15 protein-coding genes are annotated in these 12,260 nt (G+C 60.5%); 9 read left to right on the plus strand and 6 right to left on the minus strand.

The annotated features are described in order from the left end of the window. Positions 1-122: 122 nt before the first annotated feature. From CAER_RS0121295 to CAER_RS0121300, 3 genes are read right to left on the minus strand one after another with little or no spacing between them, the layout of a single operon-like run. A complete protein-coding gene (locus CAER_RS0121295) occupies positions 123-416 on the minus strand; it encodes a hypothetical protein (protein WP_027237269.1) in 294 nt (97 codons plus the stop codon). Continuing rightward, on the minus strand, positions 413-718 hold the full coding sequence (locus CAER_RS29820) for a hypothetical protein (RefSeq protein ID WP_154667806.1): 306 nt from the start codon (positions 716-718) through the stop codon (positions 413-415). The genes CAER_RS0121295 and CAER_RS29820 overlap by 4 nt, the downstream gene beginning before the upstream one ends. A gap of 14 nt (positions 719-732) precedes the next feature. Next, entirely contained in the window at positions 733-1,029 is a 297-nt protein-coding gene (locus CAER_RS0121300; protein WP_027237270.1) for a hypothetical protein, read from the minus strand. Positions 1,030-1,191: 162 nt separating this feature from the next. On the opposite strand from CAER_RS0121300, the gene CAER_RS29825 reads away from it, so the two are divergent. From CAER_RS29825 to CAER_RS0121315, 3 genes are all read left to right on the plus strand, one after another. Further along, positions 1,192-1,527: a helix-turn-helix domain-containing protein gene (locus CAER_RS29825; RefSeq protein ID WP_154667807.1), complete on the plus strand. Its 336-nt coding sequence runs from the start codon at positions 1,192-1,194 to the stop codon at positions 1,525-1,527. A gap of 156 nt (positions 1,528-1,683) precedes the next feature. Continuing rightward, complete coding sequence (locus CAER_RS0121310; RefSeq protein WP_027237271.1) at positions 1,684-2,304, plus strand: autoinducer binding domain-containing protein; 621 nt, start codon at positions 1,684-1,686, stop codon at positions 2,302-2,304. A 51-nt stretch (positions 2,305-2,355) separates the two neighbouring features. Continuing rightward, the gene (locus CAER_RS0121315) at positions 2,356-2,982 is read left to right on the plus strand and encodes an acyl-homoserine-lactone synthase (protein WP_084299611.1); all 627 of its coding nucleotides are present in this window, start codon (positions 2,356-2,358) and stop codon (positions 2,980-2,982) included. A gap of 44 nt (positions 2,983-3,026) precedes the next feature. On the opposite strand, the gene CAER_RS29830 is transcribed toward CAER_RS0121315, so the two are convergent. Then, positions 3,027-3,401, minus strand: coding sequence for a hypothetical protein (locus tag CAER_RS29830; protein ID WP_154667808.1), 375 nt, complete (start codon positions 3,399-3,401; stop codon positions 3,027-3,029). Between the two features lie 194 nt (positions 3,402-3,595). On the opposite strand from CAER_RS29830, the gene CAER_RS0121325 reads away from it, so the two are divergent. Then, entirely contained in the window at positions 3,596-3,862 is a 267-nt protein-coding gene (locus CAER_RS0121325; protein WP_154667809.1) for a hypothetical protein, read from the plus strand. Further along, positions 3,859-4,248, plus strand: a complete 390-nt coding sequence (locus CAER_RS29835) for a hypothetical protein (RefSeq protein ID WP_154667810.1) — start codon at positions 3,859-3,861, stop codon at positions 4,246-4,248. Before CAER_RS0121325 ends, CAER_RS29835 begins: the two co-directional genes overlap by 4 nt. 416 nt (positions 4,249-4,664) lie before the next feature. Here the strand turns inward: CAER_RS29835 and CAER_RS0121335 are convergent, their stop codons facing one another. Next, complete coding sequence (locus CAER_RS0121335; protein WP_154667811.1) at positions 4,665-5,741, minus strand: hypothetical protein; 1,077 nt, start codon at positions 5,739-5,741, stop codon at positions 4,665-4,667. A 701-nt stretch (positions 5,742-6,442) separates the two neighbouring features. Here CAER_RS0121335 and CAER_RS0121345 point away from each other — a divergent pair. From CAER_RS0121345 to CAER_RS0121360, 4 genes are all read left to right on the plus strand, one after another. Further along, positions 6,443-9,247, plus strand: a complete 2,805-nt coding sequence (locus CAER_RS0121345; RefSeq protein ID WP_027237277.1) for a [protein-PII] uridylyltransferase family protein — start codon at positions 6,443-6,445, stop codon at positions 9,245-9,247. Beyond that, positions 9,231-9,500 carry a hypothetical protein gene (locus tag CAER_RS0121350; protein ID WP_027237278.1) on the plus strand — a complete coding sequence of 90 codons (270 nt, stop codon included), beginning with the start codon at positions 9,231-9,233 and terminating at the stop codon, positions 9,498-9,500. The genes CAER_RS0121345 and CAER_RS0121350 overlap by 17 nt, the downstream gene beginning before the upstream one ends. A 100-nt stretch (positions 9,501-9,600) precedes the next feature. Continuing rightward, the gene (locus CAER_RS0121355; RefSeq protein ID WP_027237279.1) at positions 9,601-10,815 is read left to right on the plus strand and encodes an RSP_2647 family RNA methyltransferase; all 1,215 of its coding nucleotides are present in this window, start codon (positions 9,601-9,603) and stop codon (positions 10,813-10,815) included. Positions 10,816-10,820: 5 nt separating this feature from the next. Further along, on the plus strand, positions 10,821-11,369 hold the full coding sequence (locus CAER_RS0121360) for an RSP_2648 family PIN domain-containing protein (protein ID WP_027237280.1): 549 nt from the start codon (positions 10,821-10,823) through the stop codon (positions 11,367-11,369). 55 nt (positions 11,370-11,424) lie between these two features. Here CAER_RS0121360 and CAER_RS0121365 read toward each other — a convergent pair whose 3' ends face one another. After that, positions 11,425-12,111, minus strand: coding sequence for a M48 family metallopeptidase (locus CAER_RS0121365; RefSeq protein ID WP_027237281.1), 687 nt, complete (start codon positions 12,109-12,111; stop codon positions 11,425-11,427). Between the last annotated feature and the right edge of the window lie 149 nt (positions 12,112-12,260).

Below are 12,260 nucleotides of genomic sequence, written 5' to 3' on the forward strand. Positions count from 1 at the left end.
TGCTCCTTCGTGTTGAATTTGAGGGTGTTCATGGGCCGGTGTGCCGTTCTCTGCAGCTTGACCGGGGGACTGGGCGTGCAAGCCAGGCGTTACACCGCCTTTTATGACCTGCGCGCCGGGCATCAGGGGCGGCCTGCGGTAGCGGCTGCCAGAAGCTCGCTGAGGTCGTGCAAGGCACCGTCCACCGTCAGTGCCACCGTCAGATCAGCCACCCGCTGCTGGGTGGCGCCGAGCCGGTCAGCGGCGGCGTCAAGTTCGTCGCTGAACTGCCCGGTGTCGCGCTGACCGGACTGCGCCAAGGTCTTATCAGCCGCGTCAAATGCCTCACGTGCGCGGGCATACTCTTTGGCGGCCTCGATCACCGCTTTGGCGCGTTCATGCGGTGTCTTGGGAAAGTCGAAGATTTCGGCACTCATGTCAGGAAGGCTCCAAACAAAAACAGGAAGGGCAGGGCGAGCACACAGGCCGCGCCAATGATGTCACCGGCCAAGTCAGCCGTGCGGGGCCACCACGCGCGCGTCCGCTGGCCCCAGCCCGCCAGAAATGCGGCAAGGCTGGGACCCGTTCCGGCGAGTGGTAAGCGGGAAGAAAAAGGCCCCGGCAGCGCATCCCCATGGCTGCCGGGAAGTTGAACCAGGCCGCTACCGGCAGGCGGGCGGGACTGGCTATAAAGCAGCGGCGAGCAACTCTTTTCGGCCGCTGAGGTCGAATGACGCATATCCAACACTCCGCTCAGGAAGCGCGAATTATTGAAGCGAGTTGCTCGATCTTTATCGGATCGAGGTTTACGCCATAGCGCACTGCATCTGTCAGGATCTGACGTTGCAGCTCGTATGCAAGCTCCAGTCGCAGGTTGTTCGGGTTCTTCAGGAAGTTCGAAACCCGGTTTTTTGAGCCGGGCTTTCCCTCGACTAAGAGGTAGTGACTTGCGCGGGTGGGGAGCCGGTCCAGTGATCCTTCCACCCACCGCGCAAACTGTTCAGGGGAGGGGATCACGGGGACAATGTGCTGGTGAGGTGTGTTGATCATCGTTGTCTCGCATTATGATTGATGCAAGAAAATCATAAGAGATTATGATTTGCAACGGAAAATTATGACAAAAATCATAAAATCGGTTAACCTGCAAAAAAATACAGGTTGAGAAAATCACATGCCAGCGTGATAACCTTGCTCCAAATATGGAGACTGGACATGGATGGCGTGGATTGGGAAAGGCGGCGGCGCAACATACGCATCTTGATGGCCGCACAAGGGACTAACCCGACGAAGGTGGCCAACTCTGTTGGGCTTTCACCGAATACGCTGTCGAAGTTCACAAGCGGCTCAACTGCCACACTAAGCCACCGGTCTATTACCAAAGTCGTTAGTGCGCTCGGCCTATCGGCAGTCGAGGATCTCGATACCGATAACCCTTTGAACAACCCTCGAGCTGTTTTGCGTCAACTTATCGAAGACCTGCCTGACGAAGTTCTCGACCCGCTGCTTCGGGAGCTGGAGGTTCGGTTTTCTGAGCACCTTCAGGATTAGCGCGTTCAATAACAACCAGGATAGCTTCTAAGAGCGCCTCCCGTGGGAGGCGCTCAATTGTTTTGTCGATGTTGCCGCGGGGACACCTCATTTCGGGTCCTTTGTTGGTGTTGACACGTTATGAAAAATCACGCTAGATTATGAAAATGCTCATTTATGGAGATTGTTTTCACAGTGATGCAATTTATGCAAGAGAGATTTTCCGGGTACGGGTATGTCATCTTGGCTCCTGGTGAGGTGCCGAGTTCAGCTGAAACCAACTTCGGGGAAGAGTGGCACAAGCGGTACTTTGACTTAAAATTCCATACGGTTGACCCAGTTTTCCATTTTACCAGGCAGTGCCGGGGGAGGTCTTCGGTCCGCTTGCTGGCGGCAGATGAAATGGCTTCACCACTTTATGAGGAAGCTCGGTGTTTTGGTGCGGACAGCAACTTCATTTCCATCTCAGTAATAGGAGGCAGCAAGATGGTGTTTGGCGGGGTTAACCATGACCTGAACAATCATTCTGCACAAGAACTGCACGGGTATTGCCACACAGCACACCAGACTGCTCTACTAAAGAGGGTAGATGAACTGACTGATGCTCAAATCGACTTTTTGGAGATGTGCGAAGAAGGGTTGCTGGACAAGCAGATCGCTTGTGAACTCGGTGTTACTGTATCTGCCATCGCACAGCGCAAGAAGGCAGTATGCGGAAAGCTGGGGGTGGCTCACTTCAGGGCCGCTCTTTCCCTCTACTCACTTAGAAAGTGGAGCGGTATCATACCTTTGATATAGTATCTCATTTCGGGTAAAATCATAATCCGTTATGTAATATGGATACTTCGGATGATTTCCACACATCTCGTCGACCTTACCAACCCAAAAAGCAGAGCGGATCTATATACCGCTTGTCTTCGTTTGCGCAGAGACGTGTTCATTTCGTCAATGGGCTGGAACCTGCACGAAAGCTTCGGCTGCGAGTTTGATCAGTATGACATTCCTGCGTCGATTCATATTGCAGCAGTTGCCGACGGGAAGCTAGTTGGGTGCATTCGCCTGCTTCGTACAGACAGCGAGCACAGCGGTACTACCTACATGATACTGGATGCGCACAGGGGCAACATTCCCAACCTACCTGCAAACATCATGTATAAAGAGCTCGCTTCTAGCAACGTTTGGGAGGCGTCGCGGCTGGCGATTTCCTCCTCGGTTGACCGAGCAGAGAGAAATGCCGTGTTGATTGCTTTAGTTTCAGCTGCTCGGGAGCATGTGCTTTCGAAGGGCGGTGACACAATGTTGGGTCTGATGAACCCAGTATTTATCAGAGTGTTCCGCAGAGCAGGGTTCGAAGTGGTACGGTTCGGTCCGGTAACCGATCAGAGAGATGGGCGCATTTGCGTTCTCCGTTGGGACTTTGAGAAGCGTCCGACACATGCCCAAGACACCGGAGCAGCCGCCCTCGCCCTTCAATGAACATAAGGTTGATTACAACACCGACTTTCGCGAAAGCTAGGCACTTAATTTGTCACCCGAGCAGAACCGACCGCATCTTCAAGAACATGCATCACGAATGCTTCGACGGGGACGCCTCGCTGGCGCGCTTGCTCTCTCAACCAACGCAGCGTCAGTTCATCAATCTCGATGGTCAGCTCTCGAACGGGTTCTTTCGGCGGCTCGGGAGGAACGTCAATTGTAATCGGCTCCTCGTCTGGCACAATCGGGTCTCCAACTTTATCAGGCGGCACCTTATGTGCCGGTCCCTCAAGTAGGGACCGCACCGCCTCATCAAGGCGATCTTGGTCGCCAAACGCAACCAGAGCAGATGCGAGCGCTACCGGAAGGGAAAGATTGATCCGCCCTGCAGCCTCGGAGCAATTCTCCTTCTCAGACACAATAAAGTCCTCATAACAACCCCGTCAGAATAATGCGCTCTAAGCGGCGTAAAAGCAACTTTATTAATAATAACCGAGGTGAGCATTCGATTTTTCTTGGCAATGTGGTTGTTTGCGCGCAGTGTCATACATATATACTTATTTTGTCTGACAAATTGGCTGACCTCCAGCGGGAAGCGGAAAAGGAGATGATCATGAGTTCGGATAGACAAGACACTCCGGAGGAGGCTTCGCGTGATCGCATTTCCCTCAGGTTGTCGCGGGGTGCTCAGGAAGCGCTTCGTGAGATCAAAGAAGCCTACGATCTCACGTCGGACGCAGAAGCGGTTAGGATAGCCCTGGGAACTGAGCGGCGCATGGTCGAGGCCTTCAAAAAGTTCGAGCATGTACTAGTCGCCGATCAAAACCGTAAGAACGTGCGGGAGCTCGTGTTCAGCCATTGGCAGACGGCTAGAAGATGAGTGAGTCAGGCGTCAATCCTCCTGGACCTAGAGAGGGGCCTCCCGAAAACATTGTTAATGACCCAGTTGATGCTGGCGAAAAAGATTTAGTTAAATTTCCGAATGTACCGGACGAAAAGGCCTTTGATCCTCAGCAGGCCGCCCATGACGCACGAGTCAGTCTTGCGAACAGAATTTACTGGCTCTTGGTGGGCGTCATTTTGTTGATCGGCCTCTTGGTTTCTGCGTCACTGTTTGTCGCGCCGAACCTGAACGATCCCGATGGTACATCACCTCGCGAGGCGGCCAATTTTTTGGCGACGTCTTTGTTACCCGCAGTAATCGGCATTTTTGGCTCAGTCGTTGGGTTCTATTTTGGGAAGGAGACCCGCGATCCGCCGAGTTGATAGAGCGGCGTTGACTAGATGAGCGGTAGTTCTGCCCACGCGGTGAAAAGTCTGCATAGGGAGCTGCTGCTTATGAGATGGGCGCTTCCGAACTGATGTCGCTTTCGCTCCCTGGGCTTGGGCCCCTACTAATACGCTTCGGCTATAAGGTGCGCAGGGAGCCCACCCGCTACGTCTGCAGTGATGACGGAAGAGAGTATCGGGCTTTCCGCATGGGTTGCGACCCCAGCGTGAACAATAGCCTCGTTGTCCGTCATTGCCTTCCTTGTTTGGCTCCGGCATTGGAATGTGAGCTGGAAGGGGCCGCGTAGTGAAACATGGCCGTCAATATTGAACATAACTGCGCTTATCGGGAGCCTAGCCTCCCTCGCGCCAAAATAAGCCTACTCAATTACAATCTGTATCGGTGGCTAGGGCTATGTTCGATAGTTGTGCTTCTTACCTCCGACGGTGGTCACACGGTAGTTGTGGAAACCGTGCTGGAATGTTGCAACGGTTTCGTGCGGTTCGCCGTACATATCACTGTATTCCACACGGATTTTTAGAAACACAAAGGCTTGATTGGAGTTGACTTGAGCGTATTCAGGTTCGCGCAGTCTCATTAGGACACTTCCCGTGCTGGGCTGAAAATGCTGTCTAGGCAATAACAATAGATCTTCAGGCACACCGGGGGCCATGCCATTCAGTTTCGCAGCTTGCTCCCCGCTCCAATTTTGGTTTGAATCCAACTCTTCGGATATCGTAGCGCGTATCAATACCTTGGTTATGACCGCTGCGGAGTGACCAAGGTTTTTAATTGTGACAGGCCAAGAGAGGGGGCGGTCACCTGTAAGCCAATCAGCAAAATTGCTTGCGTTCGGCTCGACATACAAAAAAGGCCTGCTTTGCTCACGTATAGAATTCCGAGCAAGCTGATTGGCTTCGTTAGCTGACTCAATCTGCTCTCGACCAATGGTATGAGTGATCCGAAGCGTTTCCTCCGCAGCTCGAGTTGCAGTCGCGGCTTCTTCTACCATATCGACCGAAGCGTTCGCGGCTTTGCGAGTGTAGTGCAAAGTTATCGCGATGGTGAGTAGCGCAAGAGCAGTTAAGACGACTGTTGCCCCTGTGGCATAATACATCAACTCGGCCCATTTCGCCATTTTCTCCTGGGCGTTCAGATCACGAGTTGCGTGTTCAATCCGGAGGGCTTCATCAACTTGGTCTTTGACTGGTACAAGATCCCGGATCGCATCTTCGATAAGGTTGAGAGCTGGCACAAGATCAATCTCAGTTTGATTATTTTCTCTTGCCAGGTCACGGATAGCCTGCTCAATAAGGCGAAGCGAGTAGGTGGGATCAAATGTTTTAGGAGATGCAACATGATCTGTCGTATCTATATATTGAGCGTCGGGTGTTCCTGTGGAATTCTGCGGTAACGATGACTGGGGCCAGGCTGGGCCGCAGATTGCCGTGATCTGAAGCCCTAATACAAAAAGAAAACGTGTTAGCATCAAGGGCTACCTGTTTGTGGTTCGACGGGTTCAACTTTTGGCAAACCTCTGACCCCAAGGTACAACTGTCAAGCTGTTATCCGGCAGCCTTGAGTAGGACTCTCCAAGCGGAAAAACAGTTCCAAGTTCCGGAAGCCGAGGTTGCCCGCAAATTTTGCTTAAGGTCATGTTATCTAAAGAGTAATCCAATACTAGGAATTGCCCGCGGGTTTTTGGAGCCAGTTCAAAGTTCGGGACCGCGATTTTAGCAGACTTCCTGCCGCCGCTTTCGCGTTAAAACCCTGTTTTACGGGCCTTTCAGGGGTGTTTGCGAGTTTGCAACGGTAAGTGTCCCAGAATTGCCTTCAGGCGCCATGTCGGCCATTTTGCCGAGTATTGAAGGACAAACGCTCCGGGCCTGCCCTCAGCCGCAAACCTTCCTGAAAGCCCTTTTTTATATGCCGCCATCCGGCTTCATTCGGCTTCATCCTGCCTCATCCGGTTACTGCAATATCAAGTGTCTCCTAACAGCGCAATCCGCCTGCCCGCAGCGGGCAAACTGCCGGCGGACACCCTGGCTGGGGCTCCCGCACCGGCACCGATCACAGGCTGGAGCGGGAGGAGGGAAATCCCGAAGGTGCGCGGCGGCACCTGGGCCGGGGCCCTGCCGCGCGGCATTTCGGCCATTGACGCGGCGGTGCCGCGGGAACAGTGTCAGGGGCATGACGACCGCCCTGCAGATCACCCGCATTCCCCGCCCCTTTGACCCTGAGCTTGGCGCCGAAGCGCGCGCGCTGGTGCCGGCGCTGTCCGGCGAACTGGCCGATCTGGTGGCCGGGGCCTGCGGCTCCAGCCCCTATCTCTCGGAACTCACCGGACGGGAGGCCGGGTGGCTGCCGGAGGCGCTGCAGGATCCCGGCGCGGCGCTGGAAACCATTCTGGCGGATTGCCGGACGCTGGAGGGCGCGCAGCTCAAGCCCGGCCTGCGCCAGGCCAAGCGGCGGCTGGCGCTGCTGACCGCGCTGTGCGACCTCAGCGGCGGCTGGAGCCTGGAGCAGGTGACCGGCGCGCTGACCGAATTCGGCGGGCTGAGCGCGGATGTCGCCATCAAGGCGGAAATCGCCAACCTGATCCGCCGCAAGAAACTGCCGGGCCTGACAGAGGACGACGTGGAAACCGCTGGCGGCCTCACCATCCTGGCGATGGGCAAGATGGGCGCGCATGAGCTGAACTACAGCTCCGACATCGACCTCATCTGCCTGTTCGACGAAACCCGGTTCGATCCGGATGACTTTTATGAGGCGCGCCAGGGCATGGTGCGCGCGACCAAGAACATGTGCGCAGCCCTCAGCGACCGCACCGGTGACGGTTACGTGTTCCGCACCGACCTGCGGCTGCGCCCCGATCCAGCGGTCACGCCCGTCTGCCTGGCGATGGAGGCGGCGGAGCGGTACTATGAGAGCCTGGGCCGCACCTGGGAACGCGCCGCCTATATCAAGGCCCGCCCCTGCGCCGGCGACATCGCCGCGGGCCAGCGGTTTCTCAAGACCCTGCGCCCCTTTGTCTGGCGGCGCCATCTGGATTTTGCCGCCATCCAGGACGCCCATGACATCCGCCTGCGCATCCGGGAAAGCAAGGGCACCGGCGGTGCGCTGAGCGTGCCGGGGCACGACATGAAACTGGGCCGCGGCGGCATCCGCGAAATCGAGTTCTTTACCCAGACCCGGCAGCTGATCGCGGGCGGGCGCGATGAATCCCTGCGCCTGCGCGGCACCGTCGAGGGGCTGGCGGCGCTGGCGGGCAAAGGATGGGTGCCGCAGGACGCGGCAGAGCAGCTGGCGGCGCATTACCGGGCCCACCGGGAGGTCGAGCACCGCATCCAGATGGTGCATGACGCCCAGACCCACCGGATGCCGAAATCCGATGACGGCATCGCCCGTATCGCCTGCCTGATGGACCGCGACCCGGAACCGCTGATGGCGGAAATCAAGGAACGCCTGGAAGACGTGCATGCGCTGACCGAAGGGTTCTTTTCCGCAGGCGCCGTGCCGCCGCCTGCTGCGCTTCCTGCGGAAACGGCGGAACTCGACGGCGCCGTCATCGCCCGCTGGCCGACCTACCCGGCGCTGCGCTCAGCCCGCGGTGCGCAGATCTTCGAACGGCTGAAACCGGAACTGCTGGCCCGGGTTGCCAAGACCGCCAAACCGGCAGAGACGCTGCTGGCGCTTGACGGCTTCCTGGCCGGGCTGCCTGCCGGGGTGCAGCTGTTCTCGCTGTTCGGCGCCAACCCGCAGCTCATCGACCTGCTGATCGATATCGCCGGCACCTCCAGCGAGCTAGCCAGCTTCCTGTCCCGCAACTCCGCCGTGTTTGATGCGGTGATTGGCGGATCCTTCTTTGATCCCTGGCCGGGCGCGGCCGAACTGCGGGGTGAACTGGCCCGCCGCCTGGCCCTGGAAAGCGATTATGAATCCCGCCTCGACGCCACCCGCCGCTGGTGCAAGGAATGGCACTTCCGTATCGGGGTGCATCACCTGCGCGGGCTGATCGACGGCCACCAGGCCGGGGCGCAATACGCCGAACTGGCAGAGGTGGTGATCGCCGGGATCACCCCGGAAGTGGTGGATCACTTCGCCCGTAAACACGGCCCCGCACCGGGCCGCGGCGCGGCGGTGCTGGCGATGGGCTCGCTCGGGGCCGGGCAGATCAACGCGCAATCCGATCTCGACATCATCGTGATCTACGACCCCGGCACGGCAGAGATGTCAGAGGGCAAACGCCCGCTGGCCACGCGCCCCTATTACGCCCGTCTTACCCAGGCTTTTGTCACCGCGCTGTCGGCGCCAATGTCGCAGGGCCGCCTCTACGAGGTCGACATGCGGCTGCGCCCCTCCGGCACCCAGGGTCCGGTGGCGGTCAGCCTGGCGGGTTTCACCCTCTACCAGCAGAACGAGGCCTGGGTCTGGGAGCATCTGGCGCTGACCCGCGCCCGGGTGGTTGCAGGGGAGGACAGCCTGGCCGCGGAAATTGAGGATTTCCGCGCGGGCTTCCTGGCGCAGCCGCGGCCGCGCGGCGAGGTGCAGCACGAGGTGGCGAAGATGCGCGAAAGGCTGGCCGCCGCCAAGGCTCCGGCGGGTGTCTGGGACGCCAAGAACGGGCCCGGGCGGATGATGGATGTGGAGCTGATCTCGCAAGCGGGGGCGCTGACCTCCGGCTCCGGCGCGCGCGATGTGCCCGCAGGCCTGGCCGGGGCTGTCGCTGCCGGATGGCTGAGTGACGCGGATGCAGAATACCTCGGCGCCAGTTACCGGCTATTCTGGTCCGTGCAATGCGCAGCGCGGCTGCTCTCCGGCAAGGCCATCGAGGCTGATGCCATCGGCGAGGGCGGGGCGCAGTTCCTCTGCCGCACCACCGGCTATGCCCGGCTGGATGCTCTGGAGCAGGAGCTGCAGTCCCGCTACACAGGCTGCGCTGCGATCATAGCGGAAGCCTTGCAAGGAGAAGGGGCGGATGAAGGGCAGCAGTGAACACGACCCGCGCGGTCTGATCTACGAATCCTACCGGATCGACGGCATCACCGGCGCGCAATGCCGCAGCATCTTCTTTGACTGGGCGCTGGGCATGGATGCTGCACGTGACAGCCGCGCCGACATTCAGGCGCTGTTGGAGCTTTACGGCACCGACCAGCCGGACCACCCGATGACGGCGGTGCTGCGCGACGGTCTGGCAGGCTCGGAAAAACCGCGCCGCCGCGGCGGCTGGCGCTCGCGCGAGCGGTGACAGGCCCGGACGCGCAGGGGCGCAGGCCGCCGCGCCGGTTCTGCGGCCGGGGGCGAAACGGCCTCTTTCCCTGTTTGGGGCTTACGGATATGAGGGGGGCATGACAGCCTCCCCTGATGCGCCGCAGCGCCCCCGCGTGAAAATGAAGCCCAAGTCCAACGCCCGCGCCATCCGGCACGGGTTTCCTTGGGTTTATGCCAACGAGCTGGTCACCGACCGGCGCACCCGCAATCTGGCGCCCGGCACCCTGGCGGTGCTGGAAGACGAGGCGCAGCGCCCGCTGGGGCTGGTTTCGGTCAATCCCGAAAGCAAGATCATTGCCCGGATGCTGGACCGTGACCCGGAGGCGCAGATTGATCAGGCCTGGTTCGCCGCACGCCTGACCCGCGCGCTTGAGATGCGCGAACGGCTGTATGATGCGCCGTTCTACCGGCTGGTCCATGCCGAATCCGATGGCCTCCCCGGCGTTGTGATAGACCGCTTCGGCGGCACTTGCGTGGTGCAGCCCAACGCCGCCTGGGCCGAGGCGCATCTGGACATGCTCGCCGCCGCCCTGGCAGACGTGACCGGCGCTGAAGTTATCCTGAAAAACGCGACAGGCCGCACCCGCGGGCTGGAAGGCCTCGATGACGTGAACCAGACCCTGCTGGGCGAGGCGCCCGCCGCGCCGGTGCCAGTCATGATGAACGGCGCCACCTATATGGCCGACCTTACCGGCGGCCAGAAGACCGGCCTGTTCTTCGATCAGCGCGAAAACCACGCCTTTGCCGCGCGCCTGACCGCGCCGGGCGCCAAGGTGCTGGATGTGTTCTCCCACGTCGGCGGCTTCGGCCTGGCGATGCTGGCGGGCGGAGCAGGGCAGGCCACCTGCGTCGACGGCTCTGCCGCCGCGCTGGAACTGGCCGTCCAGGGCGCTGAGGCCGGAGGCTTCAAAGACAAGCTCACCGCCCGCCAGGGCGATGCGTTCGACGTGCTGGCGGCCCTGGGGCAGGAGGGCGAGACCTTTGATGTGGTGATCTGCGACCCGCCCGCCTTTGCGCCCTCGAAGCAGGCGCTGGAAGCGGGCTTGCGCGCTTATGAGCGCGTGGCCAAGCTGGCCGCGCCGCTGGTAAAGCCGGGCGGCTACCTCGGCCTGTGCTCCTGCTCGCACGCCGCTGATCTGTCCCGGTTCCGCAACGCCTCGGCCCGCGGCATCGGCAAAGCGGGCCGCTGCGGCGCGCTCATCCACACCGGTTATGCAGGCCCCGACCACCCGCAGCTGCCGCAGCTGGCCGAAAGCGGCTATCTGAAGGCCGTGTTCTTCCGGCTGGACTGACGCAGGTGAAGCTGCTCCTCGACACTTGCGTGCTCTACCCGACGGTGATGCGGGAGATGCTCCTGGGCGCGGCGCGCCTGGGCCATTTCACCCCGCTGTGGTCCGCCCGGATCCTGGGTGAGTGGGAGCGCGCGGCGCTGAAACTCGGCCCCGAAGGCGCGGCGCAGGCATCGGCAGAGATTGCCCTGGCCCGCGCCAATTGGCCCAAGGCCGAAGTCGCCCCCGCACCGGGGATTGAGGCGCGCCTCTGGCTGCCCGACAGCGGTGACACCCATGTGCTTGCCGCCGCCATCGCAGGCCATGCCGACGCCATCGTGACGGTCAACAACAAGGACTTCCCCCGCCACACCCTGGCGGAGGAAGGGCTGGAGCGCCTTGGCCCGGATGAACTCCTCTACCGCTTCTGGCTTCAGGACAGCAGCGGCATGGAGGCGCTCGGCGCGCAGGTGCTGGCCGAGGCCAACCGCCTCTCCGGTGGCGCCTGGCAAATCCGCCCGCTGCTCAAGAAAGCCCGCCTGCCGCGGCTGGCCAAGGCCCTCTCGTCTTCTTTGTGAAAATCCTCCGGGGAGTTTGAGGGGACGGCCCCTCAATCCCGCCCTTGCCGCAGGCTCAGCCCCTGGACCATTTCGCTTCCAGCCGCTCCAGCGCGGCGATACGCTCATCTGTCTTGGGGTGGCTCATCAGCCAGGCAGGCGCCATGCCGGCCCGCGCCTGGGTCAGCTCTTCCAGCTTGGCAAACAGGCTTTTCTGCGGGGCCAGCCCGATCCCCGCCTTGGTCAGCAGCGCTGCGGCATATTCGTCCGCCTCATATTCATCCCCGCGCGACAGCCGCGCCGCCAGCAGCGAGGTCAGCGCCCCGGCAATCCAGGGGCCGATAAAGGGGATGTAACGTCCCAGGATCAGCATCAGCGCCGTGCGCAGCGCATTCTGGCCGGAAAAGTCGATGATCCGCTTACGCGCATGCCCCAGCGCGACATGGCCCAGCTCATGCGCGATCACGCTGGCCAGCTCCTCTGCGCTCACCTCGCCGTTCTGGTATTTGCGGTAAAAGCCGCGGGTGATGAAAATCCGCCCGTCCGGCGCCGCCAGCCCGTTCACCGGGTCGACTTCATAGATATGCACCGGGATGCGGGCGATGTTCAGCGCCGCTGCCAGCCGGTCGGTCAGCCGCTTCAGCCGCGGGTCCGCCAGCTCGGTTGAGCGCTGGTCCAGCTCGCGGCTGGTGCGCCAGACGGAAATCCGGTACATCACAAGGCCATAAAGCACGGCCAGCAGAATTGGCATGAGGCGCAGCATGCTCCAGATATGGGCCGAAACCGCGCCGCCAGCAAGAGGCAGCGGCCCGGAAGCCTTGCATCCAGCGCAGGCCGCCATGCAAAATCCGCACTCGCCGCCGCTTGCCGCATCCATTAAGGGGGCTGAACCCCAACACACTCCAGAACAAC

The organism is Leisingera caerulea DSM 24564, from assembly GCF_000473325.1.
GTDB classification, from domain to species: Bacteria; Pseudomonadota; Alphaproteobacteria; order Rhodobacterales; family Rhodobacteraceae; genus Leisingera; species Leisingera caerulea.

Bases quoted from the DNA above. Each gene is read 5' to 3' on its own strand.
- CAER_RS0121295 (WP_027237269.1), bottom strand. From the start codon at position 416: ATGAGTGCCGAAATCTTCGACTTTCCCAAGACACCGCATGAACGCGCC.
- CAER_RS29820 (WP_154667806.1), bottom strand. From the start codon at position 718: ATGCGTCATTCGACCTCAGCGGCCGAAAAGAGTTGCTCGCCGCTGCTT.
- CAER_RS0121300 (WP_027237270.1), bottom strand. From the start codon at position 1,029: ATGATCAACACACCTCACCAGCACATTGTCCCCGTGATCCCCTCCCCT.
- CAER_RS29825 (WP_154667807.1), top strand. From the start codon at position 1,192: ATGGATGGCGTGGATTGGGAAAGGCGGCGGCGCAACATACGCATCTTG.
- CAER_RS0121310 (WP_027237271.1), top strand. From the start codon at position 1,684: ATGGAGATTGTTTTCACAGTGATGCAATTTATGCAAGAGAGATTTTCC.
- CAER_RS0121315 (WP_084299611.1), top strand. From the start codon at position 2,356: ATGATTTCCACACATCTCGTCGACCTTACCAACCCAAAAAGCAGAGCG.
- CAER_RS0121325 (WP_154667809.1), top strand. From the start codon at position 3,596: ATGAGTTCGGATAGACAAGACACTCCGGAGGAGGCTTCGCGTGATCGC.
- CAER_RS29835 (WP_154667810.1), top strand. From the start codon at position 3,859: ATGAGTGAGTCAGGCGTCAATCCTCCTGGACCTAGAGAGGGGCCTCCC.
- CAER_RS0121335 (WP_154667811.1), bottom strand. From the start codon at position 5,741: ATGCTAACACGTTTTCTTTTTGTATTAGGGCTTCAGATCACGGCAATC.
- CAER_RS0121345 (WP_027237277.1), top strand. From the start codon at position 6,443: ATGACGACCGCCCTGCAGATCACCCGCATTCCCCGCCCCTTTGACCCT.
- CAER_RS0121350 (WP_027237278.1), top strand. From the start codon at position 9,231: ATGAAGGGCAGCAGTGAACACGACCCGCGCGGTCTGATCTACGAATCC.
- CAER_RS0121355 (WP_027237279.1), top strand. From the start codon at position 9,601: ATGACAGCCTCCCCTGATGCGCCGCAGCGCCCCCGCGTGAAAATGAAG.
- CAER_RS0121365 (WP_027237281.1), bottom strand. From the start codon at position 12,111: ATGCTGCGCCTCATGCCAATTCTGCTGGCCGTGCTTTATGGCCTTGTG.